The sequence below is a fragment of the Acidovorax sp. GW821-FHT11A03 genome, assembly GCF_058809075.1.
The window spans coordinates 634,714-661,291 of sequence record NZ_JBXASG010000003.1 but is presented as its reverse complement, the minus strand read 5'-3'; the positions used below and the strand labels follow the sequence as shown (position 1 = coordinate 661,291).

General features: G+C 66.7%; 24 protein-coding genes. 6 read left to right on the top strand and 18 right to left on the bottom strand.

The genetic code is table 11. From position 1 onward, the window contains the following. Positions 1-208 precede the first annotated feature (208 nt). The 4 genes from smpB to AC1RVY_RS10340 all read left to right on the top strand — a co-directional run bounded on the left by smpB (position 209) and on the right by AC1RVY_RS10340 (position 2,721). Positions 209-682 carry an SsrA-binding protein SmpB gene (gene smpB / locus AC1RVY_RS10355; RefSeq protein WP_218294361.1) on the top strand — a complete coding sequence of 158 codons (474 nt, stop codon included), beginning with the start codon at positions 209-211 and terminating at the stop codon, positions 680-682. Positions 683-841: 159 nt separating this feature from the next. After that, positions 842-1,216, top strand: coding sequence for a COG4315 family predicted lipoprotein (locus AC1RVY_RS10350; protein WP_492246280.1), 375 nt, complete (start codon positions 842-844; stop codon positions 1,214-1,216). Positions 1,217-1,243: 27 nt separating this feature from the next. Continuing rightward, entirely contained in the window at positions 1,244-1,798 is a 555-nt protein-coding gene (locus AC1RVY_RS10345) for a sigma-70 family RNA polymerase sigma factor (protein WP_492806530.1), read from the top strand. 20 nt (positions 1,799-1,818) lie between these two features. Further along, positions 1,819-2,721 (top strand): anti-sigma factor family protein, encoded by a 903-nt coding sequence (locus AC1RVY_RS10340; protein ID WP_492806528.1) that lies wholly within the window; start codon positions 1,819-1,821, stop codon positions 2,719-2,721. Positions 2,722-2,922: 201 nt separating this feature from the next. Here the strand turns inward: AC1RVY_RS10340 and AC1RVY_RS10335 are convergent, their stop codons facing one another. From AC1RVY_RS10335 to AC1RVY_RS10285, 11 genes are all read right to left on the bottom strand, one after another. Beyond that, entirely contained in the window at positions 2,923-4,017 is a 1,095-nt protein-coding gene (locus AC1RVY_RS10335; RefSeq protein ID WP_492806526.1) for an enoyl-CoA hydratase/isomerase family protein, read from the bottom strand. Further along, positions 4,014-4,889 (bottom strand): DMT family transporter, encoded by an 876-nt coding sequence (locus AC1RVY_RS10330; protein ID WP_218294356.1) that lies wholly within the window; start codon positions 4,887-4,889, stop codon positions 4,014-4,016. Before AC1RVY_RS10330 ends, AC1RVY_RS10335 begins: the two co-directional genes overlap by 4 nt. A gap of 68 nt (positions 4,890-4,957) precedes the next feature. Beyond that, entirely contained in the window at positions 4,958-6,781 is a 1,824-nt protein-coding gene (gene typA, locus AC1RVY_RS10325; protein WP_218294355.1) for a translational GTPase TypA, read from the bottom strand. After that, positions 6,778-7,782 carry a tRNA pseudouridine(55) synthase TruB gene (truB, locus tag AC1RVY_RS10320; protein WP_492255185.1) on the bottom strand — a complete coding sequence of 335 codons (1,005 nt, stop codon included), beginning with the start codon at positions 7,780-7,782 and terminating at the stop codon, positions 6,778-6,780. Before truB ends, typA begins: the two co-directional genes overlap by 4 nt. Positions 7,783-7,784: 2 nt before the next feature. Beyond that, positions 7,785-8,156 carry a 30S ribosome-binding factor RbfA gene (gene rbfA / locus AC1RVY_RS10315; protein WP_008904004.1) on the bottom strand — a complete coding sequence of 124 codons (372 nt, stop codon included), beginning with the start codon at positions 8,154-8,156 and terminating at the stop codon, positions 7,785-7,787. 18 nt (positions 8,157-8,174) lie between these two features. Next, a complete protein-coding gene (gene infB / locus AC1RVY_RS10310; protein WP_492806523.1) occupies positions 8,175-11,042 on the bottom strand; it encodes a translation initiation factor IF-2 in 2,868 nt (955 codons plus the stop codon). A 24-nt stretch (positions 11,043-11,066) separates the two neighbouring features. Beyond that, complete coding sequence (nusA, locus tag AC1RVY_RS10305; RefSeq protein WP_218294352.1) at positions 11,067-12,551, bottom strand: transcription termination factor NusA; 1,485 nt, start codon at positions 12,549-12,551, stop codon at positions 11,067-11,069. 77 nt (positions 12,552-12,628) lie between these two features. Beyond that, complete coding sequence (rimP, locus tag AC1RVY_RS10300; protein ID WP_492806521.1) at positions 12,629-13,222, bottom strand: ribosome maturation factor RimP; 594 nt, start codon at positions 13,220-13,222, stop codon at positions 12,629-12,631. A gap of 398 nt (positions 13,223-13,620) precedes the next feature. Beyond that, positions 13,621-14,031 carry a thioredoxin family protein gene (locus AC1RVY_RS10295; protein WP_218338830.1) on the bottom strand — a complete coding sequence of 137 codons (411 nt, stop codon included), beginning with the start codon at positions 14,029-14,031 and terminating at the stop codon, positions 13,621-13,623. Between the two features lie 78 nt (positions 14,032-14,109). Beyond that, positions 14,110-15,390 (bottom strand): c-type cytochrome, encoded by a 1,281-nt coding sequence (locus AC1RVY_RS10290; protein ID WP_492806520.1) that lies wholly within the window; start codon positions 15,388-15,390, stop codon positions 14,110-14,112. 14 nt (positions 15,391-15,404) lie between these two features. After that, entirely contained in the window at positions 15,405-16,199 is a 795-nt protein-coding gene (locus tag AC1RVY_RS10285) for a c-type cytochrome (protein WP_492806518.1), read from the bottom strand. Positions 16,200-16,350: 151 nt separating this feature from the next. Between AC1RVY_RS10285 and AC1RVY_RS10280 the strand changes: the two genes are divergently transcribed. Continuing rightward, complete coding sequence (locus AC1RVY_RS10280) at positions 16,351-17,820, top strand: aminotransferase-like domain-containing protein (RefSeq protein ID WP_492806516.1); 1,470 nt, start codon at positions 16,351-16,353, stop codon at positions 17,818-17,820. A gap of 269 nt (positions 17,821-18,089) precedes the next feature. Beyond that, positions 18,090-18,446, top strand: a complete 357-nt coding sequence (locus tag AC1RVY_RS10275) for a hypothetical protein (RefSeq protein WP_218294346.1) — start codon at positions 18,090-18,092, stop codon at positions 18,444-18,446. Between the two features lie 39 nt (positions 18,447-18,485). Here AC1RVY_RS10275 and AC1RVY_RS10270 read toward each other — a convergent pair whose 3' ends face one another. The 7 genes from AC1RVY_RS10270 to AC1RVY_RS10240 all read right to left on the bottom strand — a co-directional run bounded on the left by AC1RVY_RS10270 (position 18,486) and on the right by AC1RVY_RS10240 (position 26,410). Further along, positions 18,486-19,055, bottom strand: a complete 570-nt coding sequence (locus AC1RVY_RS10270; RefSeq protein ID WP_218294345.1) for a sugar O-acetyltransferase — start codon at positions 19,053-19,055, stop codon at positions 18,486-18,488. A gap of 49 nt (positions 19,056-19,104) precedes the next feature. Continuing rightward, positions 19,105-20,271 (bottom strand): Gfo/Idh/MocA family protein, encoded by a 1,167-nt coding sequence (locus AC1RVY_RS10265; protein ID WP_492806514.1) that lies wholly within the window; start codon positions 20,269-20,271, stop codon positions 19,105-19,107. 57 nt (positions 20,272-20,328) lie between these two features. Continuing rightward, positions 20,329-21,339 (bottom strand): sugar phosphate isomerase/epimerase family protein, encoded by a 1,011-nt coding sequence (locus AC1RVY_RS10260; RefSeq protein ID WP_492806512.1) that lies wholly within the window; start codon positions 21,337-21,339, stop codon positions 20,329-20,331. Between the two features lie 115 nt (positions 21,340-21,454). Further along, a complete protein-coding gene (locus tag AC1RVY_RS10255; protein WP_492806510.1) occupies positions 21,455-22,444 on the bottom strand; it encodes a substrate-binding domain-containing protein in 990 nt (329 codons plus the stop codon). A gap of 201 nt (positions 22,445-22,645) precedes the next feature. Then, on the bottom strand, positions 22,646-23,692 hold the full coding sequence (locus AC1RVY_RS10250; RefSeq protein WP_492806508.1) for an ABC transporter permease: 1,047 nt from the start codon (positions 23,690-23,692) through the stop codon (positions 22,646-22,648). Continuing rightward, positions 23,673-25,163 (bottom strand): sugar ABC transporter ATP-binding protein, encoded by a 1,491-nt coding sequence (locus tag AC1RVY_RS10245; protein ID WP_492806507.1) that lies wholly within the window; start codon positions 25,161-25,163, stop codon positions 23,673-23,675. Before AC1RVY_RS10245 ends, AC1RVY_RS10250 begins: the two co-directional genes overlap by 20 nt. After that, on the bottom strand, positions 25,160-26,410 hold the full coding sequence (locus AC1RVY_RS10240) for an ROK family protein (RefSeq protein ID WP_492806505.1): 1,251 nt from the start codon (positions 26,408-26,410) through the stop codon (positions 25,160-25,162). Before AC1RVY_RS10240 ends, AC1RVY_RS10245 begins: the two co-directional genes overlap by 4 nt. Positions 26,411-26,578 lie beyond the last annotated feature (168 nt).

The window sequence follows — 26,578 nt, the reverse complement described above, 5'->3', positions numbered from 1 at the left end:
TCTCCCGGTTTGCGCCGCATCTTTTAAAGCGTGTCCTGCGCCTCAAGTACCGCGTCCGGGTCCAACCTTTCGGGAAAGCCGGGGAAAGGCCCGGCCACGTTGTCGCAGTCCGCTTGCAGTATCGATACTTCGGCGCGTCCTACGCCCATCTGCCGGGCCTTTCTCCGGTTTTCGCGGGCACGTAAAAGTGCAAACACGCTCTCACCCCATGGCCAAAAAACCAGATCCTACGTCCCGCATTGCCGACAACAAAAAAGCGGCCTTCAACTATTTCTTCGAGGAGCGCCACGAGGCGGGCATGGTGTTGCACGGCTGGGAGGTCAAGGCGCTGCGCGAGGGCAAGGTGCAATTGACCGACGGCTATGTGCTGATACGTGATGGAGAGCTGTACCTGCTCGGTTGCCTGATCAATCCGCTCAAGACGGCCTCGACCCACGTCAACCCCGAATCCGCGCGCACCAAGAAACTGCTGCTCAAGAAGGACGACATCAAGCGCCTGATCGGCAAGGTCGAGCAAAAGGGCTACACGCTGGTGCCATTGAACCTGCACTGGAAGAACGGCTTCGTGAAATGCGAGATCGCCCTGGCCAAGGGCAAGGCCGAGCACGACAAGCGCGACACCATCAAGGACCGCGAAGGCAAGCGCGAGGTCGAGCGCGCCATGAAGAGCAGAAACCGCTAGCCTGCGCGCCATCGCACGCCGGGCTCGGGCCGGGAAGCGCCACATCGATGCCAGCCCGGCCGGTTTTTTTGCGGCGGCGTGGAATAAACCACGGTGCCCATGTGTTTGTCCCGGTGCAAGGCCGCATTCGCGCCGCCTGCACCCACTCTGGAGAAACCCATGAAGAAGTTTGTCTCGATGGCGGCAGCATTCATCGCCGTTGCCGGTATGGCGGGCTGCGCCTCCATGGCCGACTCGCCCGTGAAAACCGTGGACGGCGTGCTCGTCGGCGCGGGCGGCATGACGCTCTACACCTTTGACCGCGACGCGGCAGGCAGCGGCAAATCAGTCTGCAACGGGCCCTGCGCCACCAACTGGCCCCCGCTCATGGCCAGCACGGCGCCGGGCGGCGACTACAGCATCGTGACCCGTGATGACGGCAAGACCCAGCTGGCCTACAAGGGCAAGCCGCTGTACTACTGGGTCAAGGACACCAAACCCGGCGACAGGACCGGCGACGGCGTGAACCAGGTCTGGCGCACTGCCCGCCCCTGAGGGCGAGCGCGCCCATCCCACCGCGCCATGAACCGCACCCAGGTTGTCGAGCAGTTGCCAGGCCTGCGCCGCTATGCCCGGGTGCTGACAGGTGACGCCTGGGCGGCCGACGACCTCGTGCAGGACACGCTGGAGCGCGCCTGCAGCAAATGGCTGCTGTGGCGCACCGGCAGCGATCTGCGCGCATGGCTTTTCACGCTCATGCACAACCTCTATCTCAACCAGCGCCGCGCGATGCCCGCGCTGGCGCCGCTGGACATCGAGGATGTCCGCGACCAGTTGCCCGGCGCGCCGGTGCCCTCGGACGACGCGCTGGACCTGGAACGCTGCCTGCAGCGCCTGCCCGCGGACCAGCGGGCCGTGCTGCTGCTGGTGGCCATGGAGGACATGAGCTACGAGGACACGGCCCGCATCCTGGCCGTCCCCGTGGGCACGGTGATGTCACGGCTGTCGCGCGCCCGCGCCCGGCTGCGGGTACTGATGGAGCGCACATCGGCGCCTGCGCCATCCCCCCCACCAGCCACGACGGCAGCCGCCCCACAGACCCAGTCCCAGCCCCCGGCGCTGCGCCGCCTGAAATGACGACGACCCGCGACACTGCCATGGAACCGCGCTCCCACGCCCCACCCCTCCCCGAAGACGATCCCGCCTGGCACGCCCTGGCGGACGGCCGCCTCCCGGCCGCGCAGGCCGCAGCCTTGCGCCAGCAACTGGAAGGCAACGAGGCCGCGCGCGATGCCATCGCCCATTGGCAACAGGGGCGCGACCAGCTGCAGGCACTGCACCAGGATCTGCTCCATGCCGCCGTGCCCGATGCGTTGCTGGCCGCTGCGTTGCGCGCCGCGGGACACCAGGAACGGCAGGCACAGTGGTGGCGCTGGGGCGGCCTGGCCGCGTCGGTGCTGCTGGCCTTCGTGCTGGGGTGGGCGGGGCGCGGCCAGTGGGCAGGCGGCCCGGCCCCGGGCCACCAGCCTCTGGCGGGCGATGCGGCAGCGCTGCTGGCCACGGCGCCGGTGCAGCGCTTTGCCCAGCAGGCCGCCGTGGCCCATGCGGTCTACCAGCCGGAGGTCCGCCATCCGGTGGAAGTCACCGCGTCGCAGCAGGAGCATCTGGTGCAGTGGCTCTCCAAGCGGCTGGGCAAGCCGCTGAAGGTGCCCGTGCTCGCCCCGCAAGGCTATGAGCTGGTGGGAGGCCGCCTGCTGCCGGGCGACACCGGGGCGCGTGCGCAGTTCATGTACCAGAACGCTGCGGGCCAGCGCATCACGCTGTACCTGGGCGCACTCGCCCCCACGGCCACCACGGCGCTTTCTCGCCACGGTGCGCCGCCGCCGCACGGCAACCCGCCCGCCACCACGGCGGCAGCGGCCTTCCAGTTCACGCAGGAAGGCCCCGTGCCCGGTTTCTACTGGACCGAGGGAAGCTTTGGCTACGCGCTCAGCGGACAGCTATCGCGCGCGGAATTGCTCGCGCTGGCCACGGCGGTATACCGGCAGCTGCAGCTCTAGTGTCCCGAGTTAGAAATTCGTTTCATAAAGACGTCGAGAATCGCCGCCATGCTGCGTTGCAAATCCTCGCGATAGCTACGGCTATCGCTGTGGTTTGCGCCTTGCCTGACGACGATTTCGACATCTTTATTTCATCAACTCACTTCCAACTCGGGACACTAGCGTTCGCACCGGCCTGGGTTCAGGTCAGTTCAATCCAGGTCAGGCCAGGGCCGCCAGCGGGTGCGCGTGTGCGGGCCAGGGGCTGGCGAAGAACGGTGCCACCATCGCGGGCGCCACGTCCTCGATGCGGCCGGGGTTCCACTTCGGCGCATGGTCCTTGTCCACGGCCAGGGCGCGGATGCCCTCCACCGTCTCGCTCTGGCCAGGGCGCAGGAAGAAGCAGTGGCGCACCATGTCGCGCTCCATGCGCAGGTCGTCGGCCAGGCCCATGCCGCGCGCACGCCGGATCTGCTCGAGCACCACGTGCAGCATCAGCGGCGAGCGCTTGCGCAGCGTGGCCGCCGTGGCACGCGCCCAGTCGGTGTCGGCCGCCTCGAGCGCAGCGACGATCTCGCCCACGCTGGGCAACGAGAAATATTGGTCAATCTGGGTTCTAGCGCTTGACTGGTGTGCGCTGACAGCTATGAATTTGGAAGCAACGTAGTCACGGACTGCAGGGCCATCCGCAAAACCCCCGGCCCCCAGCGCCTCCCACACGGCGGATTGCTGGTCCGAGGGCAGGCAGCCATCCGCCAACTGGTTTTCGATGGCATCACCCGCGCCGATGGTGTCGCCCGTGAGGGCCAGCCACTCGCCCACGCGGCCGGGGCAGCGCGAGAGGAAGTAGCCGCCGCCCACGTCAGGGAACAGGCCGATGGCCGTCTCGGGCATCGCCATCTTGGTGCGCTCGGTCACCACCCGCAGCGCTGCCCCCTGGCTGATGCCCATGCCGCCGCCCATCACGATGCCGTCCATGAACGCGATGTAGGGCTTGCCGTAGTTGTGGATCAGGTGGTTGAGCGCGTATTCCTCGGTGAAGAAGTCTTCCAGCAGGGGGTTGCCCTGGCTGCCCGCCTGGTGCAGGAAGCGGATGTCGCCGCCCGCGCAGAAGGCACCGAACGGGCCCTCCTTGTTGCTGCCGCGAATCGCCACCGCCAGCACCCGCGCATCGTTCTGCCAGGCCAGCAGGATGCCCATCAGGCCACGCACCATGCCCAGCGACAACGCGTTGAGCGCACGCGGGCGGTTCAGGGTAATGAAGCCAACCTGGCCACGCACTTCGCTCAACACTTCAGACACTACCGTCTCCGTCATTTTTGTTCCTTCCAACCCAACAGTTCATTGAAAACCAGCGCACCGATCACCAGTGCGCCCCCCGTCAGCACTGCCGTGCCGGGCTTTTCGCCCGCGCCCAGCCATGCCAGCAAGATGCCAAAGATCACTTCGAGCAAACCGAGTAGCGCCATCTCGGGCGCCTTGAGCACACGCCCACAGCGCACGGCCAGCACACAAGGAATGGCCAATTGCACCACGCCCAGCAGCGCCAGCAGGGCCAGGTCATGGGCCGACGCCTGAAAAGGCAGCGCGAGCGGCAGCGTGGCCACCACCGAGATCACCGCGCCGACCAGCACCGCGGGCACCAGGTCCACCGCGTGGCCGTGGCGCTGCGAGTGTTGCACCACCGTCCAGTTGATGGCTGCCGCCACGGGCACGCACAGCGCCACCAGCGTACCCGCCAAGGGCAGGCCCGCCATCTGCGAACCATACATCCACGCAATGCCCAGCCCCGCCACGGCAATCGCAGCCCATGTGCGCGGGGCGATATGGTGGCCGATGAACACCCGTGCGAACAGCGCGGTGAGCAGCGGCCCCACGGCCATCGTGACCAGCACATTGGCCACCGGCATGAGCACCAGGGCCACCATGAACGCCGTGAACATCACGCTCCAGCACACGCCTGAGATCCACAGCGCATGGCCACCATGGCGCATGGAGGCAAACACCGCCCTGCCCTGCAGCGCCGGCAGGATGACCAGCAGGGACAGCAGCGTGAAAAAGCTGCGCCAGAAGGTCACCTCAAAGCTCGCCGCATGTTCCAGGTGGCGCGTGACCACGCCAGCGATGGACCACATCAGGGTCACCGCCACCATCAGCACCACCGCGCGGGAATGTGTGAGTTTCAACATGGGTTTCGGGTTGCAGACGGAAAAAAGGCCACTGCGCAGCAGTGGCCCTTCCGGGGAAGCTCAGCCTATCAGGACCGGGAAGCGCGCTTGCGCTCGTTCTCGGTCAGGTGGCGCTTGCGCAGGCGCACGGACTTGGGCGTGATCTCGACCAGTTCGTCGTCCTCGATGAATTCCACGCCGTATTCCAGCGTGAGGTCGATCGGGGGCGTGATCTTGATCGCGTCTTCCTTGCCGCTCACGCGGAAGTTGGTCAGCTGCTTGGTGCGCGTGGCGTTCACCACCAGGTCGTTGTCGCGGCTGTGGATGCCGACGATCATGCCTTCGTACACGGGGTCGTTCGCCTTCACGAACATGCGGCCACGGTCGTCCAGCTTGCCCAGGGCGTAGGTGAAGATCTCGCCGTCGTCCATCGAGATCAGCACGCCGTTCTTGCGGCCGCCGATGTCGCCCTTGTGCGGCTCATAGCTGTCGAAGATGTTGCTGATGAGGCCGGAGCCGCGCGTCAGGTTCAGGAATTCGTTCGTGAAGCCGATCAGGCCACGCGCCGGAATGCGGTACTCCAGGCGCACACGGCCACGGCCGTCCGGCTCCATGTTCACCAGCTCGCCCTTGCGCTCACCCAGGGCCTGCATCACACCGCCCTGGTGGCCTTCTTCGATGTCAGCCGTCACCAGCTCAATAGGCTCGCACTTCTCGCCGTTGATTTCCTTGAACACCACGCGCGGCTTGGACACGGCGAGCTCGTAGCCTTCACGGCGCATGTTTTCCAAGAGGATGGTCAGGTGCAGTTCGCCCCGGCCCATCACTTCGAAGATGCCTTCCTCGTCGGTCTCGCTCACGCGCAGGGCCACGTTGTGCTGCAGTTCCTTTTGCAGGCGGTCCCAGATCTGGCGGCTGGTCACGAACTTGCCTTCGCGGCCGGCCAGCGGGCTGGTGTTCACGCAGAAATTCATGGTCAGCGTGGGCTCGTCCACCTTCAGCATGGGCAGCGGTGCGGGATTGGCAGGGTCGGTCACGGTCACGCCGATGCCGATGTCCTCGATGCCGTTGATCAGCACGATGTCACCGGGGCCGGCCATGGGCGTCTGCATGCGGTCCAGGCCCTGGAAGGTCAGCACCTGGTTCACACGGCCCTTGACGGCCTTGCCGTCGGGGCCTTCCATGACGACCACGTCCATCATGGGCTTCAAGGTGCCTTGGCTGATGCGGCCCACGCCGATGCGGCCCACGAAGCTGGAGAAGTCCAGCGCCGAGATCTGCAGTTGCAGCGGGGCAGCCGGGTCGCCCGTGTTCGGGGGCACGTGGCTGAGGATGGTGTCGAACAGGGCCGACATGTCGGGGCCCCACTGCTCACCGGGCGCGCCTTCTTCGAGCGACGACCAGCCGTTGATGCCCGAGGCGTACACCACGGGGAAGTCGAGCTGCTCGTCGGTGGCGCCAAGCTTGTCAAACAGGTCGAACGCTGCGTTAACGACCTTGTCGGGATTGGCACCCGGCTTGTCCACCTTGTTCACGACCAGAATGGGGCGCAGGCCCAGGGCCAGGGCCTTCTTGGTCACGAAACGCGTCTGGGGCATGGGGCCCTCTTGCGCGTCGATCAGCAGCACCACGCTGTCCACCATGGACAGGGCGCGTTCCACTTCGCCGCCGAAGTCCGCGTGGCCGGGGGTGTCCACGATGTTGATGTGCGTGCCCTTCCAGCTCACGGCGCAGTTCTTGGCCAGGATGGTGATGCCGCGCTCTTTTTCGATGGCGTTGTTGTCCATCACGGTATCGACGACCTTTTCGTGGTCGGCGAAGGTGCCGGACTGGCGCAGCAGCTGGTCGACCATGGTGGTTTTGCCATGGTCAACGTGGGCAATGATGGCGATATTGCGGATTTGTTTAGTCATAGTTTTTCCAATATGCCGCTGTGCGCCATGGACGCGGAATGCGGCGTGCTTTCCAAAATTTGTTGAATTTCCAGCGGACTCAGGAGCCTGTCCGGCACCAGCTCCCCGCCCACGATGTGGCCCACCCCCAGCAGCGCCGGGGGATTCTCGCCAAACACCGCCACGGCACTGGCATCGGGCCAGTTGCCACGGCGACGCACGCCCGACAGGAATCGGGCTGCATTCTCACCGTCCAGCGTGACACGCACGTGTTGCGCCAGCAGCGACTCGGGAGCTTCCAGGCTGGCCAGCCGTTCGGCCTCGGGCATGGCTTCCAGCTGTGCCAGCGTGACGCAGCGCTCCACGCCGATCCCGCCGGTATCGATGCGGCGCAGAAAGGTCAGGTGCGCCCCGCAGCCCAGGGCGGCGCCAATGTCTTCCCCCAGGGTACGGATGTAGGTGCCTTTGCTGCAGGTCACTACTATTTTGATAGCGCTTTGCGCTTGATCTGTCTGGACCAGCGTCAATTTCAGTGCGTGAATGACCACGTCGCGCGCCTCGCGCTCCACGGTGATGCCCGCACGGGCGTATTCATACAGCGCCTTGCCATCCTTCTTGAGCGCGCTGTGCATGGGCGGCACCTGGCGGATGGGGCCGGTGAACTGCTGCTGCACCGCCGCCAGACGCTCAGGGGTGAGCTGGGCAGGGTCGACATCGCAGCGCTGCACCACATCGCCCTCGGCATCGCCGGTCGTCGTCGTCGCTCCCAGCAGCGCCAGGGCCTCATAGGTCTTGGGTGCGTCGAGCTGCAGCTGGCTGAACTTGGTGGCCGCGCCAAAACACAGGGGCAGCACGCCGGTGGCCAACGGGTCGAGCGTGCCGGTATGGCCCGCCTTTTCGGCGCGCAGGAGCCATTTCGCCTTTTGCAAGGCGTCGTTGCTCGAAAGGCCGAGCGGTTTGTCGAGCAGCAACACCCCATGCACAGGGCGCCGCTGCACCCTGGTGCGTGGCGCTGGCTGCATGGCTAATCCTCTTTTGCGCGGGAAGAGACAGCCTTGGCAATCAAGGCATTCATGTCGGCCGCCCGCTCGGAGGTGCGGTCGAACACGAAGTGCAGCGTGGGCACCGTGTGGATGTGCAGGCGCTTGAACAAGCCGTTGCGCAGGAAACCCGCAGCCTGGTTGAGCGCCGCCTGTGTCTCCACAGGGTCGCCCGTCAGCAGGCTGAAGAACACCTTGGCATGTGCGTAGTCCGGAGTCACCTCCACGCCCTGCAGCGTCACCATGCCCACGCGCGGGTCTTTCAACTCGCGCGCGATCAGCTCCGTCAGATCGCGCTGGATCTGGTCGGCGACCTTGAAGGCGCGGTTGGGGGTGGAAGATTTCTTCGCAGCCATGTCGTCGTCACCGATGCCTTACAGCGTCCGCGCGATTTCCTTGATGTCAAAGAATTCGAGGTGATCGCCTTCCTTGATGTCGTTGTAGTTCTTGAGCTTGATACCGCACTCAAAGCCTTCCTTGACATCCTTGACATCGTCCTTGAGGCGCTTGATCGAATCGACTTCGCCCGTGTAGACCACCACGTTGTCGCGCAGCAGGCGGAAGCGTGCGTTGCGATGGACCATGCCCGAGGTGATGTACGAACCGGCAATCGTGCCGATCTTGGTGGCCACGAACACCGTGCGGATCTCGGCCGTGCCGATGATCTCCTCGCGCTGCTCGGGGGCCAGCATGCCGGACATGGCCACGCGCAGCTCGTCCACAGCGTCGTAAATGATGCTGTAGTAGTGCAGATCGACGCCATTGCCCTCGGCCAGCTTGCGCGCACCGGCATCGGCCCGCACGTTGAAGCCGATCACGATGGCCTTGGAGGCGATCGCCAGGTTGATGTCCGACTCGCTGATGGCGCCCACGGCGGCGTACACCAGTTGCACCTTGACTTCGTCGGTCGACAGCTTGAGCAGCGACTGCGCCAGCGCTTCCTGCGAACCCTGCACATCGGCCTTGACGATGATGGGCAGCATCTTCACTTCGCCTGCCGTCATGTCGGCGAACATGTTCTCCAGCTTCGCAGCCTGCTGCTTGGCCAGCTTGGTGTTGCGGAACTTGCCGGCACGGTAGGTGGCGATTTCGCGGGCACGGCGTTCGTCCGTGAGCACCATGAATTCGTCGCCGGCCTGCGGCACTTCCGTCAGGCCCTGGATTTCCACCGGGATCGACGGTCCCGCCGTCTTCGCCACCTTGCCGTTTTCGTCCAGCATGGCGCGCACGCGGCCATAGGTCTGGCCCGCCAGCACGATGTCGCCCACCTTGAGGGTACCGGACTGCACCAGCACGGTCGCCACGGGGCCGCGGCCCTTGTCGAGCTGCGCTTCGATCACGAGGCCCTTGGCCAGCGAGTCGACCGGTGCCTTGAGTTCCAGCACTTCGGCCTGCAGCAGCACCTGCTCGAGCAGCGTGTCGATGCCCATGCCGGTCTTGGAAGACACCGGCACGAACGGCGAATCGCCACCGTATTCTTCCGGCACCACCTCTTCGACCACCAGCTCCTGCTTGACGCGGTCTGGGTTGGCATCGGGCTTGTCGGCCTTGGTGATGGCCACCACGATAGGAACACCCGCCGCCTTGGCGTGCTTGATGGCTTCCTTGGTCTGGGGCATGACGCCGTCATCGGCCGCCACCACCAGGATCACGATGTCCGTGGCCTGGGCACCGCGGGCACGCATGGCCGTGAAGGCCTCGTGACCCGGGGTGTCGAGGAACGACACCATGCCGCGCGGTGTTTCCACGTGGTAGGCACCAATGTGCTGCGTGATGCCGCCGGCTTCGCCCGCAGCGACCTTGGCGCGGCGGATGTAGTCCAGCAGCGAGGTCTTGCCGTGGTCGACGTGGCCCATGACGGTCACGACCGGGGCGCGCGGCAACAACTCTGCGTTCTGCTGCGTCGAATCATCGTCGGTGAAGGCTTCCGGATCGTCCAGCGCCGCCACCACCGCCTTGTGGCCCAGCTCTTCCACCACGATCATGGCGGTGTCCTGGTCCAGCGGCTGGTTGATGGTGACCATCTGGCCCATCTTCATCAGCGCCTTGATCACTTCGGACGCCTTGATCGACATCTTGTGGGCCAGTTCTGCCACCGTGATGGTCTCGGGCACATGCACTTCAATGATGCGCGCCTCGACCGGTGCGGACTGCTGGTGGTCGTCGCGATGGTCGCGGTTATCACCACGGCGGCCACGCGGGCCACCACGCCAGTTGTTGCGGCCGACACCGCCGCTGCTGTCGCCGCGGGTCTTGATTTCCTTCTTCTTGGCGGTGTCATTGGCCCAGCTGGAGGACAGCTTGGCCGACTTCACTTCCTTGCCGGCGCCGGGCGCGCCTGCGCCGGCGGCGGCCGGAACCCCCGCACGCGCCACACCCGTGCCCACGGCCGGCTTGTGCAGCGTGCCCTTCTTGGCATCGCCCACCGCGGCGGGCTTGGCCACGGGCTTGGGTTCCTCGGGCTTCTTGGCCACCATGACCGCCTTCTTGGGCGTGGCCATCATGGAGCGAATGGCCGCGGCCTCGGCTTCGGCCTTGCGGCGGCGGGCATCCAGATCGGCCGCACGCGCGGCTTCCTCGTCGGAGCGGGCCTTGGACTCGGCAGCAGCCTTTTCGCGCGCTTCGGCCTGGGCGGCGCTGCGCGCAGCGGTTTCAGCGGCCTGCTCGCGGGTCGCTTCCTGCTTGACGGCAGAGGCCTGGGCCTTCTTTTCGGCTTCCTGCGCAGCGTAGGCGGCAGCACGCTCCTCGGCTTCGCGTTCGCGCTTTTCACGGGCTTCGCGTTCAGCGCGCTTCTCGGCCAGCTCCGCCTCCTGGCGGCGGATCAGCTCGGCCTGGCGGCGCGCTTCTTCCTCGCGGCGGGACAGCTCGAGATCCTCGCTGGAAACAGCAGCCTCCTGCGCCGCCACGGGCGCATGGGTTTCTGCAGACGCCTCGGCACCTTCATCGCGCTGGATGAACGTGCGCTTCTTGCGCACTTCCACCTGTATCGTGCGGGCCTTGCCCGTGGCATCGGCCTGCTTGATCTCGCTGGTGGACTTCTTCACCAGCGTGATCTTCTTGCGGTCGGCCGAAGCCGTGCCATGGCTGGCCTGCAGATAGGCAAGCAGCTTTTGCTTGTCCGACTCGGTCAACGCGTCGGAGGGGGCAGCCTTGCCCACGCCCGCAGCCTTGAGCTGGTCGAGCAGGGTTTCAGGCGATTTTTTGAGTTCGGTTGCAAACTCGGCGACAGTATTACTGGACATATGTGGTTCGTGCCTCCCTGACCTTTACTCTTGCCCCGCGAACCAGTGTTCGCGCGCCTTCATGATCAAGGCTTTGGCTTCTTCTTCAGACTGTCCGGTCAGGTCGGTCAGTTCATCAATGGCCAGATCGGCCAGGTCGTCACGTGTATGCACACCGCCTTCAGCCAACTTGGCAATCAGCTCGGGGGTGAGGCCTTCGAGGTCGCGCAGGTCCTGGGAGACCTCTTCCACGCTTTCCTCGCGGGCGATTTCCATCGTGAGCAGCGCATCCTTGGCGCGGGCGCGCAGCTCGTTGACGGTGTCTTCGTCGAAGCTTTCGATCTCCAGCATTTCCTGCAGCGGCACATAGGCCACTTCTTCGAGGCTGTTGAAGCCTTCGGAGATCAGGATGTCGGCGATTTCCTCGTCCACATCCAGCTTTTCCATGAACAGCTTGCGGGCCGTGTCGGTCTCGTTGGCCTGCTTCTGCGCGCTTTCGGCGGCGTCCATGATGTTGATCTTCCAGCCGGTCAGATCGGACGCCAGGCGCACGTTCTGGCCGCCGCGGCCGATGGCGATGGCGAGGTTTTCCTCGTCCACCACGACGTCCATGGCGTGCTTTTCCTCATCGACCACGATGGAGGACACGTTGGCGGGCGCCAGCGCACCGATCACGAACTGGGCGGGGTCTTCGGACCACAGCACGATGTCCACGCGCTCGCCAGCAAGCTCGTTGGTCACCGCGTTCACACGGGTGCCACGCACGCCGACGCAGGTGCCGATGGGGTCCACGCGCTTGTCGTGCGACAGCACGGCGATCTTGGCACGCGAGCCGGGGTCGCGGGCGCAGGACTTGATCTCCAGCAGGCCCTGCTCGATCTCGGGCACTTCCTGGCGGAAGAGCTCGATCATGAACTCGGGGGCCGAGCGCGACAGGATGATGGGCGCGCCGCGCAGGGTCAGGTCCACTTCCATGATCATGGCCCGCACGCGGTCGCCGCTGCGCAGGTTTTCCTTGGGGATCATCTCGCTGCGGCGCAGGCGGCCTTCCACACGGCCGGACTCGACAATGATGTCGCCCTTGTCCATGCGCTTGACGGTGCCGGTGAAGATGCGCTCGCCGCGCGACATGAAGTCGTTGAGCAGCATTTCGCGCTCGGCGTCACGGATCTTCTGCAGGATGACCTGCTTGGCGGCCATGGCGCCGATGCGGCCGATCGGCACGGACTCGACACCCTCTTCGATGTACTCGCCGACTTCGATGTCGGGAATGCGGTCCTTCGCATCCATCAGCAGCTCTTCAGCTTCGGGATTCTGCAGGCCCGCGTCATCGGGCACGACCAGCCAGCGGCGGAAAGTCTCATAGTTGCCGCTGTCGCGATCGACGGACACGCGAATGTCCACCTCGCCCTGGTACAGCTTCTTGGTAGCCTGGGCCAAGGCCGACTCCACGGCGCCCAAGACCACATCACGCTCAACGTTCTTTTCGCGCGAAATGGCCTCAACCAACATCAACAATTCGCGATTCATGCGACGACTCTCCTGTTTCAATCACCCGAGGGCAGGGTCCGCGCGCTGCGGCCACCCACCCCAATTCATTCAGCCACTCAGGCGGACGCCGGCCCGGCCTTGCCTCCACGCCCCTTGAAATCCACGATGGGCGCCAGACGGACGTCCCGCACCTCATCCAGGGTAAAACCCAGCGCCTGCAGCGGCGCCGGAACGCGTTTCTTGCTCACCTTCTGGCCCGGCTTGACCGGCGGCTCGTCGCTCCAGACGATCTGCCAGCCTCCAGCCTCGGCCCGCTCCAGCGTGCCGCGAAATTTCTTGCGGGTGGCATTGACCTGCCCCGCCGCTGCGGCGCCGATGGGCGCCTTCAGGGTGATGTCGATGACCGAGCCCTCGAAGCGCACGAAGTCCTGCTCGTGGCGCAAGGGGCGGTCGATACCGGGGGAAGACACTTCCAGGCGCTTGTACTCGACGCCATCGACCTCCAGCGCAAATTGCAGCTGGCGCGTGACCTTTTCGCAGTCTTCGACGGTGACAAACTGATCCAGCGCCGAGACCGGCGCGTCGGCGGGCGGCTGCACCCAGGGCAAGTCAATGGTGATGCGCAGCAGACCACCGGCAGAGCGTTCGATCTCCACCAGGTCATATCCCAGGCCCGTCACAATTTGTTCAACGACTTGCTGTAATGCCACGTGTTCAGTTCAATCCCGGAAAACAACACGACTGACGCAAATCGGGATCCGGCGAGTCGCCGACCCCATGGTGGGAGCACTTCCTGTGCGCCCTTGTTTGCGTAAGTCCAAAACAAAAAACCCGATAACCCCCGGAGACCTTCCCCGACAGCTTCGAGCTCCAAAAGCATTCGACCAAAAAAAACGGGCGGTTGGTACCCGCCCGTTTGGTCGTGAGATTCATATTGTAGCGTGTAACGCCTTGATTTGCAAAGATGGACTGTGGTCAAACTGCCTTCTGAACCCGCCGGCAGGGGCCCCGCCGGCACAAAAATCCGGCGCCTGCGCGGCCAGCGGCGCTTCCGGCAGAAAGGTGCGCTGCTGCGCCCCGCCCGCCCAGCCGATTTGTCCTCGTCGTCCTAGTCGTCCTGGGCGCCGCGCGCCGCGCGCACGCGCTCGAACACGCCCTGCGCCTCGCCCCCGGCCGCCGAGGCATTGCGCGCGCCCGCCTGCAGGCTGCCCAGCAACCGGGCCAGCACTGGCGCCTGCGGCAGCAGCGGCCCCAGAAAAAGCGCGCTGGTGCCGCGGCCGATCAGCAGTGTGGGAAAAGTCTCCACATCCAGGTCCCCCGCGATCTCGGACTCGTCCTCGATGTCCACCCATTCGAACCGCACCCCGGGGTTCGCCCGGGCCAGTTCGTCGAACAGGGGGCGGTAGTCGCGGCAGGTGCCGCACCAGCCCGCGCACAGGCATACAGCCCACCAACCGCCAGCGGCGGCCTGCGGGGGCGCCCCTGAGGCGGGATCGGGCAACACGGCCGGACTTTCCATCAGCGTAACTCCTGGGTCATCCCGGCCGGGGAACCCCTGCGGCCCTGCGCAGAGGCCCTCCCGGGGCCGGGTCTGGGTCTACATGCCGCGCCGCTCGCGGGCGCGGTAGACCTCGATGGTACCCACACCGGGCGCCTGGTTGCCCCAGCTGTTGCGCACGAAGGTGGCGACCGCCGCCACTTCCTCGTCCGACAGGGTCTGCTGGAACGGGGGCATGCCGTGCGGACGCGGGTTGCCGGCGGTGGCGGGCAGGTAGCCGCCCTGCAGCACCACGCGCACCAGGTTGGTGGGATCGGCCAGCGTGACCGCGCGGTTGCCGGCCAGCGCGGGGAACGCCCCAGGCTCGCCCTGCCCCGCGTCGCCATGGCATTTCGCGCACTGCTGCTCATACACCTTCGCGCCCCGGGCCATGGCCGCGGAGGGCGGGGCGGGCGGCGTTGCGGGCGCGGGGCCGCCCTGCTGCGGCAAGGCCTGCAGGTATACCGCCATGGCGCGCGCGTCGGCATCGGTCAGGTACTGCGTGCTGCGGAACACCACCTCGGCCATGGGGCCCAGCACCGAGCCGTGCGGGGCCACCCCGGTTTGGAGCAAGGCCACCACGTCCTCGGCGGGCCATTCCTTGACGCCCGCCTCGGCCGCCGCGTTGAGCGCGGGGGCATACCAGTTCTGCACGGGAATCAGCCCGCCGGTGAAGGCCTTGGCATCCGTGGTGGCGCCCAGCGCGTTGCGTGGCGTGTGGCAAGCGGTGCAATGGCCCAGGCCGTTGACCAGGTAGGCGCCCCGGTTGTACTCGGCCGTCTGTGCGGGCTCGGGCCGGGGTGTGCCCGGGGTGAAAAACAGCGCGCGCCACACGCCCAGCGCCGCCTGCGTGTTGTACGGGAAACGCAGCGCATGCGCCCGGTTGGCTTCGGCGGCGGAGGGCACGCTTTGCAGATAGGCAAAGATGGCATCGGAATCCTCGCGCGTGACCTGGGTGTAGTTGGGGTACGGGAAGGCGGGGTACAGCAGGCGCCCGTCCTTGCTGCGGCCATGGTGCATGGCGCGCCAGAACTCGGCCGAGGTCCAGCTGCCGATGCCCTGCGCCTTGTCGGGCGTGAGGTTGGAGCTGTGCACCACGCCGAACGGCGTCTCGATACCGCGCCCGCCCGCGAACGGCGCGCCGCCCTGGGTGGTGTGGCAGGCCATGCAGTTGCCGACACGGGCCAGGTACTCGCCGCGCGCCACCAGCGCGGGCGTGCCCTGCAGCGTCTCGGCGCCGGGCAGCGGCTCTTCGCCGCGCAGGTTCAGGGTGACCAGTGCGGCGGACGTGATGCCCAGGGCGGCCAGCACGGAAGAAATCGTCCAGAGGATGCGTTTCATGGATGACATCCCTCTCAGCGCGCCGCGCCGGAAGCGGCCGCCACGGGCACCTCGGCCACGCCGCCGCAGCGGGCGGGCATGGGGGCGGGCAGCGTGCGGGCGGGTTTGCCGCCCCCTGCCACGGGCTGGGCGGCCAGCCAGGCGGACACGGCGCTCACATCGTCGGGCGTGAGCTGGCGGGCGATGTCGGCCATGCAGTCGGGCGCATGCGCGCGGCGCTGGCCGGTCTTCCAGGCGCCCAGCTGGCTGTTGAGGTAGTCGCGCGGCAGGCCCAGCAGGCCCGGGATGGACGGCGCCACGCCCGTCATGGCGCTGCCGTGGCACGACACGCAGGCCGGGATGCGGCGCGCGGCGTCGCCCTGGTGCACCAGCACGCGCCCCTGCTCCAGCACGGCGGCCGGCGCCTGGGGTGCGGGCGGCGGCGGGTACGGCACATCTTGCGCGGCAAAGTGCTCGGCCATTTCACGCAGATAGTCGTCCGTCAGGTGCTCGATGAGGTAGGTCATCTGCGGATAGCTGCGCCGCCCGTCGCGGAAGTTGAGCAGCTGGTTGGCCAGGTAGCCGGCCGGCTTGCCGGCGATGCGCGGAAAGTAGCCGTCGGGCGTGGCGCGGCCTTCCTTGCCGTGGCAGGCCGTGCAGGCCAGCACGCGCGAGGACATCGACGACGCGGACACCGTGGCGGACGGGGCCGCCGCAGGGCTAGGCACGGACTGGGCCCAGGCGCCAGCACTCCACGCCAGCGCCATCGCGGCAGAAGCGCCGGCCAGGCGGGAAACAGGGCGCAGCAGGCTGCGCAGGCAATCGATCATGGGGTTTTATCAGTAGGGAAGTGGCAGGCCCGCACACATCGCGACAGACACCAGCACATGCCACCACTCTACGCCCCGCCCCAAAAACAGTACAGATTCAGTTTCTAGTTAAAAATACAGATCAGTTTGCCCTGGATCAACCCCAGCCCCCATGAAACGCTACGAACGCCACGCCGACGCCATTGCCCAGCTCATCCACAGCGGCGCGCTGCGCCCGGGCGACCGCGTGCCCTCGGTGCGCGAGGCCAGCCGCACGCGCGGCATCAGCCCGTCCACCGTGTTCGAGGCGTACTACCTGCTGGAGGCCCAGGGCCTGATCCATGCGCGCCCGCGCTCGGGCTACTACGTGAGCGCCCGGCTGCCGGCCGCCGAGTCCCGGCCCGCCGAGCCCCTGCCCTCGCAGCCGGCGCACACCTCCACCGGCGTGGCCATCAGCGACCTGGTGTTCGAGGTGCTGGGCCTGGCGCGCGACCGCGACCTGGTGCCCCTGGGCTCGGCCTTTCCGGGGCTGGAGCTGTTTCCGCTGGAGCGCCTGGCGCGCTGCCTGGGCAGCGGCATGCGCAAGCTCGACCCCTGGAGCATCGTGCAAAGCCTGCCGCCCGGCGACGAGCGCCTGCGCCAGCAGATCGCGCTGCGCTACGGCCTGCACGGCATGGCCGTGGACGCGCAGGAGATCATCATCACCAACGGCGCGATGGAGGCGCTCAACCTCTGCCTGGAGGCCGTCACCCGCCCCGGCGACGTCGTGGTGGTCGAATCGCCCACCTTCTACGCCGCGCTGCAGGCGCTGGAGCGTCTGAACCTGCAGGCGCTGGAGGTGGCCACCCACCCGCGCGACGGCATCGACCTGACCGCGCTGGCCGAAGCCCTGGCGCGCCAGCCCCCGCACCAGCCCGTCAAGGCCTGCTGGCTGATGCCCAGCTTCCAGAACCCGCTGGGCAGCCTGATGCCCGAGGACAAGAAGCGCGAACTCGTGGCCCTGCTCGCGCGCCACCAGATCCCGCTGATCGAGGACGACGTGTATGGCGAACTGCACTTCGCCCCCCACCGCCCGCCCCCGGCCAAGGCCTTTGACGGCGAAGGCCTGGTGATGCACTGCAGCTCGTTCAGCAAAAGCCTGGCACCCGGCTACCGCGTGGGCTGGGTGGCGGCGGGCCGCTTTGCCACGGCAGTGCAGCGCCTCAAACTCATGACCACGCTCTCGGCCGCCACGCCGTCGCAGCAGGCGTTGTCCGAGTACCTGGCCCAGGGCGGCTACGACCGGCACCTGCGCCAGCTGCGCCGCAGCCTGGCGCAGCAGCAGGCGACGGCGCTGGCGGCGGTGGCCCGGTATTTCCCACCGGGTACGCGGGTCGCGCAGCCCGAGGGCGGGTACTTCCTGTGGGTGGAGCTGCCCCCGCAGGTCGATGCCCTGCAACTGCACCGCCAGGCACTGCAGCAGGGCATCAGCCTGGCACCAGGACAGATCTTTTCGGCGGACCGGCGCTTTGCGAACTGTGTGCGCATCAACTACGGGCACCCCGCGCAAAGCCGCTTTGAAGCCGCCCTGGCCACCGTGGGCGCCCTGGCCTCGGCGATGGCACGAGAGGCGTCCGCTCCCAAGAAGCTATCAAAACAGTAGCTGCCAGCGCTTACACATCAATCGCTTGGAGCCAGTTTTACCCAAATACCCCTTTTCACCGGGTTCCCTGGCCTCCAGGGCACCCGCCCTGCGGCGCATGCCCTTGCTTGCAGCAAACTGACATGCCGCCGCCGCGTTGGAAAGGCCCAACCTCGGGTTCTCCCGCCCTCGGCACAGCTCTTGCAACGGCATACTGGCGGCCGTCCGCAACCGGGGCAGCGCTACCAGCCTGGCCCCGCGAGGCCTTTTCCACCCCCCCTACGCCCACCATGGCAGCACCCCAGCATGTCCCGTTCCTGACCGTGGAAGATGAAGACGACTGGGTCGTCTCGTTCGCGCTGGGCCCCGTGGGAGCCAGTCGCCTCACGCTCACGCGCACGCCCCACCTGGAATTCATGCTGCGGCCCGAACAGCGCGGCGTCTCCGTGGGCGGCGTGGAGGCGGGCCAGCGCGCCACCCTGCTGGTGGCCGTGCAATGGGGGCACAAGTGCGTGGACGTGGTGTCCACCGCCAGGCGCTACAGCCTGGACATCAGCAAGGTCGATGCCGCCACGCGCACCGCCGCGCTGCGCGTGCTGGGCAAGATGAACTTCGACCAGCGGTTCCAGCTGGCCAACGCCCAGTAAGCCGCCGTGCGGGCGACCGCACGGGTTCGCCGGGTCGCCTCAGGCCACCAGCGGGTCGAGCGGCCGCACCACCCGGCACGGGTTGCCCGCCGCCAGCACCCGCGCCGGCACGTCGCGCGTGACCACGCTGCCCGCGCCGATCACCGCACCATCGCCAATCGTCACGCCGGGGCAGATGATGGCGCCGCCGCCAATCCACACGTCCTCGCCGATGGTCACGGGCAGGCACAGCTCGACGCCGGTCGCGCGCTCTTCGGGCGACAAGGGGTGCGATGCGGTGTAGATCTGCACGCCCGGCGCGCACAGCGTGCGGGCCCCGATGCGCACCGGCGCGCCGTCGAGCACCACGCAGTTGAAGTTGAAGTACACGCCTTCACCCAGAAAAATGTTGTAGCCGTAGTCGCAGTGAAACGGTGGCGTGATCTGCACGCTGCCGGGCTGGCCCGGCAGCAGCTGCGCCTGCAGGGCTTGCAGCGCGGCAGCATCCGCCGCAGGCGCGTGGTGGATGGCGTGGCACAACTGGCGGGCGCGCAGGCGGTCGGCCACCAGCTGCGGGTCGGCGGCCATGTACGGCGCGCCAGAGATCATCTTGTCTTTCTCGGAGGTCATCGGGTGATTCTGCCCTGTGCCATCCCCCTCCACCGGCCTGCCCGCCCGCCTACCCAGCCAGCGCCGTCCACTTGCGCTCGCTCGCGGCGGACTCCACCACCTTCTCGATGAAGCGCACGCCCTCGGCCCCGTCTTCCACGCGCGGGTAATCGGCCTCCAGCGCGCTGGCGGTTCTGCCCGCTGCCCGCGCGCGGATGTCCGCCGCCACGCCCAGGTAGACGTTGGCAAACGCTTCGATGAAAGCCTCCGGATGCCCCGCCGGAATGCGCCCCGCGCGCAGGGCCGATTCGCTGAGCCACGGCGAGCCGCGCGTGAGGATGCGGCGCGGCCCGTCCACCGGCGAATGCACCAGGTGGTTCGGGTCCTCCTGCCGCCACACCAGCGTGCCCAGCGTGCCGGACACCTGCAGGCGCACATCGTTCTCCAGCCCCGCCGCCACCTGCGACGCGACGATCACGCCGCGTGCGCCGCCGGCATAGCGCAGCAGCAGCTGCGCATCGTCGTCCAGCTGGCGGCCGGCGCCAAAGGTGGTGAGGTCGGCGCACAGCGCCTCCGGCCGCAGGCCGGTGACGGTGGCGGCCAGGTTCTCGGCGTGCGATCCGATGTCGCCCATGGTGCCCACGGCGCCGCTGCGCGCGGGGTCCAGCCGCCAGTCGGCCTGCTTGTTGCCGCCGCCCTGCTCCACCGCCGTGGCCAGCCAGCCCTGGTTGTATTCCACGGTGACCTTGCGCAGCGTGCCCAGGGCGCCGCTCTGCACCAGGTGGCGCGCTTCGCGCACCATGGGGTAGCCGGTGTAGTTGTAGGTCACGCCGAACACGGTGCCGGCCTTCTTCACCGCTGCCACCAGCTCATCGGCCTGTGCGCTGGTGTGCACCAGCGGCTTGTCGCACACCACATGGAAGCCCGCCTGCACAAAGGCCAGGGCCACCGGGTGGTGCACATGGTTGGGGGTAACGATGCTCACCAGGTCGATGCGGTCGCCCGGGCTGCGGCGCAGCTCGTCGGCCAGCAGGTCCTGCCAGCTACCGTGGTTGCGGTCGTCCGCCAGGCCCAGCTCGGCGCCGGATGCGCGGGCCCGCTCGGGTGAGGATGACAGAGCGCCCGCCACCAGCTCGAACTGGCCGTCGAGCGCCATGGCCTTGCGGTGCACCGCACCGATGAAGGCGCCGTGGCCACCGCCCACCATGGCGCAGCGGAGCTTTCTTTCACTGGACATACGAAAAGCCTTTGCTCGCTGTGTGTTGTTGTTATCGGTTTTATGGACGGAGCGCGGCTAGGCCTGCTTGTCCCGTGCAAAGACGGCATCGAATGCGCCCGCCGCGGGCTTGAAGTCGAGCCGCTTGCAGAACGCCGCGCTCTCCGTGGCGCCGTGCACGCGGTCCATGCGGCTGTCTTCCCACTCGACCGAGAGCGGGCCCTGGTAGCCGATGTCGTTGAGCGCGACGATGATGGATTCGAAATCGATCATCCCGCGCCCCACGCTGCGAAAGTCCCAGTGGCGCCGCGCATCGCCAAAGCTGGTGTGGCCGCCGAACGTGCCCACCGTGCCGTCGCCCTTGCCCCACCACACGTCCTTCATGTGGGCGTTGTAGATGCGGTCGGCAAACTGGCGGATGAACTTGATGTAGTCCACGCCCTGGTAGGCCAGGTGGCTGGGGTCGTAGTTGAAGCCAAAGCGCTTATTGCCGCCGACCGCTGCAATCGCGCGCTCGGCCGAGGCGATGTCGAACGCGATCTCGGTGGGGTGCACCTCCAGCGCGAAGTTGATGTCATGCTCCTCGAACACATCGAGGATGAGGCCGAAGCGCTTGGCGAAGTCGGCAAAGCCCTTGTCCCAATACGCCTGCGTGGTAGGAGGGAACGCATAGATCGAATGCCACACCGACGAGCCTGTGAAGCCCGTGACGGTTTTCACGCCGAATTGGGCTGCGGCTCGCGCCGTGTCGGCCAGCTCGGCGGCGGCGCGCTGGCGCACGCCCTCAGGCTCGCCATCGCCCCACACATGGGGCGGCAGGATGGACTGGTGGCGCTCGTCGATCAGGTCGCACACGGCCTGGCCCACCAGGTGGTTGCCGATGGCAAAGCACTGCAGGTCGTGCTGGGCCAGCAGTGCGTGTTTGTCCTTGACGTACTGGGGCGACGACAGCGCCTCCTGCACGTTGAAATGGTCGCCCCAGCAGGCCAGCTCCAGGCCGTCGTAGCCCATGCTGCGTGCCAGCGGCGCGAGTTCTGCCAGCGGCAAGTCGGCCCATTGGCCGGTGAAAAGGGTGACGGGTCTTGGCATGGCGGCTCCCAAGGGGCGTGGGGTTGCAGGTGCGAAGCGGCAAGCAGCTATATTTTCAATAGCTGCTTGCGCTTGATGGATAAGCGCTAGAGGCCTATTTGACTTAAAAACACCATCAGAATGGCGAGTCCGGGAAGTAGAAGCTCTTCGCGTTTTCCTTGGTGATCAGCACCGACGGGATGATCGTCGTCGCAGGCAGCTTCTCGCCCTTGATGCGCGCCTCGGCCGTCAGCTTGATCGAGTCGTAAATGAACTTGGGGCTGTATGACACGTTGGCCTGGATCAGCGGATTGCTGCCATCGGCCAGCGTCTTGATCATGCCCTTGGCACCCGCGCCGCCGAACACCAGCTTGATGTCCTTGCGCTTGGCCTGCTCGATGGCCTTGAGCACGCCCACGGCCATGTCATCGTCGGCCGCCCACACCGCGTCGATCTGCGGAAAGCGCGTCAGGTAGTCCTGCATCACCTTGAAGGCGTCGTCGCGGTTCCAGTTGGCGTACTTGGCGTCCAGCAGCTTGATGTCGGGGTGGTTCTTCAGCACCGCGTTGAACGCGTCCATGCGCTCGTTGTCCAGCGTGGTCGCAATGCCGCGCATGGCCACCACGTTGCCCTTGCCGTTCAGCGCCTTGGCGATGTACTCGGCCGGAATCTTGCCAAACGCCGTGTTGTCACCGGCCACATACGCGTCCTGTGCGCTGGTGTCCGTCAGGCCACGGTCCACCACCGTCACGTACACACCCTTGGCCTTGACCTGGGCCACGGGCTTGGTCAGCGCCGCCGATTCAAACGGGAAGATGACCAGGGCGTTGATCTTGTTCACCGTGACCAGGTCCTGCAACTGGTTGGCCTGCTCGGGCGCGCCGCCTGCGGTCTTCACGATGACCTGCAGGCCGGGGTGGGCCTTCTCCAGGTCCTTCTTGGCCTGGTTGGCCCAGTACACGATACCGCCCGTGAAGCCGTGGGTGGCCGATGGAATGGCCACGCCCACCACCGTCTTGTTGGCCTGCGCCATGGCGGGGCCGGCCAGCGCCAGTGCGGCTGCGGCACCCACGGCCGAGAGGGCCAGGCGGCGGGTGAAGGACGAAGTTGATGTCTTGCTGTTCATGCGTTGTCTCCTGTTGCTGTTGCTCTGTTGAAAATGGCCATGGAAGCTGGCCGGCTGGGGAACACCTTGAAAAACAAATACACGCAAAGAGTGGCTGGAAAACTCAGCGAATCGGTCCTGGCTAGGCGCTGCGTCGCAGACAGTGCGGTTAGCACGGCAAGACGCAGCAACAACGCCAGGAGAGTTGTTCCGGCCACTGCGTCACCGCTTTCCGCGCTGCATGAACGCCACGGCGATGATCACGAAGCCCTGCACCGCCGCGTTCAAATACACACTGATGATGCTGGTGAGGTTGAGGATGTTGCTGATGACGGAGAGCAGGATCGCGCCCACCACCGTGCCGGTGATGCTGCCCGCCCCGCCCTTCAACACCGTGCCGCCCACGATGACGGCGGCAATCGCCTCCAGCTCCCACAGCAGCCCTGTGGTGGGCGATGCGGACCCCAAGCGCGGCACATACAGCAGCGTGGCAATGCCCACGCACACGCCGAGCAGCATGTAGGTCAGGATCTTGATCTTGTGCACGTCCACCGCGGCGTACTGCGCCACCTGCTCGTTGGAGCCGATGGCCTGCACATAGCGGCCATAGGCCGTGCGGTTCAGGATGACGCCGCCGATGACAGCCACCAGCAAAAAGATCCACACGGGGATGGGCACACCCAGCAGGTTGGCGTAATACACGGGGCTGTAGATGTCCGACAGATCGTTCTCCAGCGTGATGGCCCCGCCGTTCGAAAAATACGTGAGGTAGGCGCGGAAGATGCCCAGCGTGCCCAGCGTCACGATGAAGGGCTCGATGCGCCCCTTGGTGATGAGCAGGCCGTGCACCAGCCCGAACACCGCGCCCAGCACCACCGCCAGCAGCATGCCCACCACCACGGCCGCCATGGGCGAGCCCAGCACGGGGGCCATCGCGTTCATGAACAGGATGACCGAGCCTGCGATCAGCGCCGCCATCGACCCCACCGACAAATCGATGCCGCCCGAGATGATCACAAAGCACATGCCCACCGCGATGATGCCGATGAAGGCCGTGCGCGTGAGCACGTTCATCACGTTGTCGTAGGTGGCGAAGTTGCTGTTGAGCAGCGTGCCGGCAATGCACAGCAGCACCAGCCCGATGACCGGGCCCAGCCCGTGCAGCTTGCCCCACCAGGCCGTGGCGCCGCCGTGGCGGCCTGCACCAGGTACAGCGGGTGCTGCGGCAGCCGCTGCGGTGGATGCGTTTTCAGCGGGTACCTGTGGCATGTGCGATCAACTCCTCTTCGGTCAAATGTGGCTCTTGCAGCGTGGTCTGCAGCCGCCCGGCGCGCATCACCGCCACGCGGTGGCACAGGCCGATCAGCTCCATCAGTTCGGACGAAATCACCACCACCGCCAGGCCCTGCTCTGCCAGGCGCTGCACCAGGTGGTAGATCTCGCGCTTGGCGCCCACGTCCACGCCGCGCGTGGGCTCGTCCAGCACCACCACGCTGGGGCCGGGGTGCAGCACCTTGGCCAGCGCCAGCTTTTGCTGGTTGCCGCCCGACAGCGACGACGCGCGCACCTCCAGCGACCCGGTGCGAATGCCGAACTCCTGCACCGCATCGCGCAGCGCAGCCTGCTCGGCCGCCGCATCGAGCCAGGGCTTGGCGTAGCGCTCCAGCGCCATCAGCGTCAGGTTGGGCCGCAGGCTGAAGTGCACGTGCAGGCCCTTGCCCTTGCGGTCTTCGCTCAGGTACGTGAGGCCGTGGCGCGCCGCATCGCGCGGGCTTTTCAAATTCACGGGTTTGCCCGCCAACTCCACCGTGCCGGCCGAGCGCGGGCGCAGGCCCAGCAGGCCTTCAAACAGCTCCGTGCGGCCAGCGCCCACCAGCCCGGCAAAGCCCAGAATCTCGCCGCGCCGCACCTCAAAGCTCACGTCCTCGGCCCAGCCCGGCACCGAGAGGCCACGCACCTTAATGGCGGGCTCTCCACCCGCAGGCGCAGGCAGCTTGGGCGGGAACAAATCCGCCAGCTCGCGCCCCACCATCAGGTTGGCCATCTGCCGCCGCGTCACGCTGGCTGTGGCCTCGCGCGCCACCAGCAGGCCGTCGCGCATCACCACCACCTCGTCGGTGGTGCGCTCCACTTCGTCGAGCTTGTGCGATATGTAGATGATGGTCACGCCCGCGGCCTTGAGCCCGGCCATCAGCGCAAACAGGCGCTCCGTCTCGCCCGGGGTCAGCGTGGCGGTGGGCTCGTCCATGATGAGCAGGCGCGCATTGCGGGCCAGCGCACGGGCAATCTCCACCAGCTGCTTTTCGGCCACGATGAGCTTGCGCACCCGCGTGTCCGGGTCCAGCGGCAGGCCCACTTTGGCAAGCGCCTCGCGCGTCTTCTCGCGCATCGCCTTGTCATCCAGGAAGGGGCCCTTCTTGATCTCATGGCCCAAGAAGATGTTCTGCGCAATCGTCAGGTCGTCGGCCAAGTTGAACTCCTGGTGGATCAGCACAATGCCCTGCGCCTCGGCCGCGCGCGAGCCGCCGCCCGGGGCGCGCACCGCACCGTCCACCACCACCTCGCCGGTGGTCGGGCTCTCGTACCCCGCCAGAATCTTCATCAGCGTGGACTTGCCCGCGCCGTTCTCGCCCAGCAGGCCGTAGACGCGGCCCGGCTGCAGCGCAAAGCCCACGCCGTGCAGCACGCGCACGAGGCCAAACTCCTTGGTCACGTTGCGAAACTCGACAGCCACGCTCATCGCACTGCCCCTGTTCCTACAACTGCTCCAGCGCCCGCACCCGCCACCGAGCCCGCACGCGACAGGCTCTCCTGCATCGCCAGCACGCCCGCACCCACCACACCGGCATCGTCGGCCAGCGGCGCGTATTGAATCTCCAGGTGCCGCGTAGAGAGCGCCAGCGACCGGTGGTACACGCTCTGCCGCACCGACGCGAGGAACAGCGGCCCCATGTCCGTCACCCGCCCCGCAATGAACACATGCGACGGGTTGAAGAAGTTCACGATGGACGCCAGCATCTGCCCCACCAGGCTGCCCGCGCGCTGAATGATCGCATTGGCCGCCACATCGCCCGTGCGGCTGGCCTGGGCCACGTCTTCAATCGTCAGCGTGCCTGTGCTTTGCAGCCGCTCGGCCAGCAGCGCACTCTCGCCGCGCTGCGCGGCCTCCATGGCCATGCGCGCCATGGCGGGGGCTGCGGCCATTGCCTCCACACAGCCCTGGTTGCCGCAGTGGCAGCGCGGGCCGTGCTGGTCCACACAGATGTGGCCCACATCGCCTGCCGAGCCATTGGCGCCCCGGTACACCTGCCCGTGGCACACGATGCCGCAGCCAATGCCCGTGCCCACCTTGATGACCAAAAAGTTGGGCAGATTGCGCTGCAGCCGGTACATCTCGCCCAGCGCCATCAGGTTCACGTCGTTGTCGACAAACACCGGCGCGGCAAACGCCTCGCGCAGGTAGTCGCGAATGGAAAAGCCGTCCCAGTCGGGCATCAGCGGCGGGTTGACGAGCTGCCCGCTTTCAAAATCCACCGGCCCCGGCACGCCCATGCCAATGGCAATCACCTGATTGGCGGCCAGCCCGCAGCGCGCCAGCAGCTCGCGCATCAGCCCCCGCACCCGCGCCAGGATCACGCCCGGCCCCTGGCGCACATCAATGGGCTCGCGGTGCCGCGCCAGCACCGTCATGTCGGGCCGCATCACCGCTATCTGCATGCTGGTGGCGCCCAGGTCGGCGCCAATCACCACGCCCAGGGTTTCGCTCAATCGAAGGGTTTCGGCCCGCCGTCCGCCGGAGGATTCCTGCAGGCCCACTTCGTCGAGCAGGCCTTCATCGAGCAGCGCCGCGACCATGGCGTTGGCCTTGCTCTTGGAATAGGCCAAGCGCTGCGCCAGTGCATTGCGCGACGCGCCGGCGGACCAGAAGATGGTCTGCAAGACGCCCAGGTCTTCGGCGCCGCAGTGACTCCAGCGGGTGGATGGCAAGGCTTGTCTCCTGTCATGTTTTTGTGCAGCACCTCATGGGGGTGGGTGCTTGACAGGGATGCTATGCGGTCTACTTTGGCCGGGCAAGACTTAACTTTGACCTAATTTTGGCCAAACCAGCAACAATGGCTAATATTCAGTGGCAAAAAATTCAACTCTATATATAGT

What these genes read in the sequence shown, in the direction of transcription:
- smpB (WP_218294361.1), top strand. Translation starts at nt 209, where the DNA reads ATGGCCAAAAAACCAGATCCTACGTCCCGCATTGCCGACAACAAAAAA.
- AC1RVY_RS10350 (WP_492246280.1), top strand. Translation starts at nt 842, where the DNA reads ATGAAGAAGTTTGTCTCGATGGCGGCAGCATTCATCGCCGTTGCCGGT.
- AC1RVY_RS10345 (WP_492806530.1), top strand. Translation starts at nt 1,244, where the DNA reads ATGAACCGCACCCAGGTTGTCGAGCAGTTGCCAGGCCTGCGCCGCTAT.
- AC1RVY_RS10340 (WP_492806528.1), top strand. Translation starts at nt 1,819, where the DNA reads ATGGAACCGCGCTCCCACGCCCCACCCCTCCCCGAAGACGATCCCGCC.
- AC1RVY_RS10335 (WP_492806526.1), bottom strand. Translation starts at nt 4,017, where the DNA reads ATGACGGAGACGGTAGTGTCTGAAGTGTTGAGCGAAGTGCGTGGCCAG.
- AC1RVY_RS10330 (WP_218294356.1), bottom strand. Translation starts at nt 4,889, where the DNA reads ATGTTGAAACTCACACATTCCCGCGCGGTGGTGCTGATGGTGGCGGTG.
- typA (WP_218294355.1), bottom strand. Translation starts at nt 6,781, where the DNA reads ATGACTAAACAAATCCGCAATATCGCCATCATTGCCCACGTTGACCAT.
- truB (WP_492255185.1), bottom strand. Translation starts at nt 7,782, where the DNA reads ATGCAGCCAGCGCCACGCACCAGGGTGCAGCGGCGCCCTGTGCATGGG.
- rbfA (WP_008904004.1), bottom strand. Translation starts at nt 8,156, where the DNA reads ATGGCTGCGAAGAAATCTTCCACCCCCAACCGCGCCTTCAAGGTCGCC.
- infB (WP_492806523.1), bottom strand. Translation starts at nt 11,042, where the DNA reads ATGTCCAGTAATACTGTCGCCGAGTTTGCAACCGAACTCAAAAAATCG.
- nusA (WP_218294352.1), bottom strand. Translation starts at nt 12,551, where the DNA reads ATGAATCGCGAATTGTTGATGTTGGTTGAGGCCATTTCGCGCGAAAAG.
- AC1RVY_RS10295 (WP_218338830.1), bottom strand. Translation starts at nt 14,031, where the DNA reads ATGGAAAGTCCGGCCGTGTTGCCCGATCCCGCCTCAGGGGCGCCCCCG.
- AC1RVY_RS10290 (WP_492806520.1), bottom strand. Translation starts at nt 15,390, where the DNA reads ATGAAACGCATCCTCTGGACGATTTCTTCCGTGCTGGCCGCCCTGGGC.
- AC1RVY_RS10285 (WP_492806518.1), bottom strand. Translation starts at nt 16,199, where the DNA reads ATGATCGATTGCCTGCGCAGCCTGCTGCGCCCTGTTTCCCGCCTGGCC.
- AC1RVY_RS10280 (WP_492806516.1), top strand. Translation starts at nt 16,351, where the DNA reads ATGAAACGCTACGAACGCCACGCCGACGCCATTGCCCAGCTCATCCAC.
- AC1RVY_RS10275 (WP_218294346.1), top strand. Translation starts at nt 18,090, where the DNA reads ATGGCAGCACCCCAGCATGTCCCGTTCCTGACCGTGGAAGATGAAGAC.
- AC1RVY_RS10270 (WP_218294345.1), bottom strand. Translation starts at nt 19,055, where the DNA reads ATGACCTCCGAGAAAGACAAGATGATCTCTGGCGCGCCGTACATGGCC.
- AC1RVY_RS10265 (WP_492806514.1), bottom strand. Translation starts at nt 20,271, where the DNA reads ATGTCCAGTGAAAGAAAGCTCCGCTGCGCCATGGTGGGCGGTGGCCAC.
- AC1RVY_RS10260 (WP_492806512.1), bottom strand. Translation starts at nt 21,339, where the DNA reads ATGCCAAGACCCGTCACCCTTTTCACCGGCCAATGGGCCGACTTGCCG.
- AC1RVY_RS10255 (WP_492806510.1), bottom strand. Translation starts at nt 22,444, where the DNA reads ATGAACAGCAAGACATCAACTTCGTCCTTCACCCGCCGCCTGGCCCTC.
- AC1RVY_RS10250 (WP_492806508.1), bottom strand. Translation starts at nt 23,692, where the DNA reads ATGCCACAGGTACCCGCTGAAAACGCATCCACCGCAGCGGCTGCCGCA.
- AC1RVY_RS10245 (WP_492806507.1), bottom strand. Translation starts at nt 25,163, where the DNA reads ATGAGCGTGGCTGTCGAGTTTCGCAACGTGACCAAGGAGTTTGGCCTC.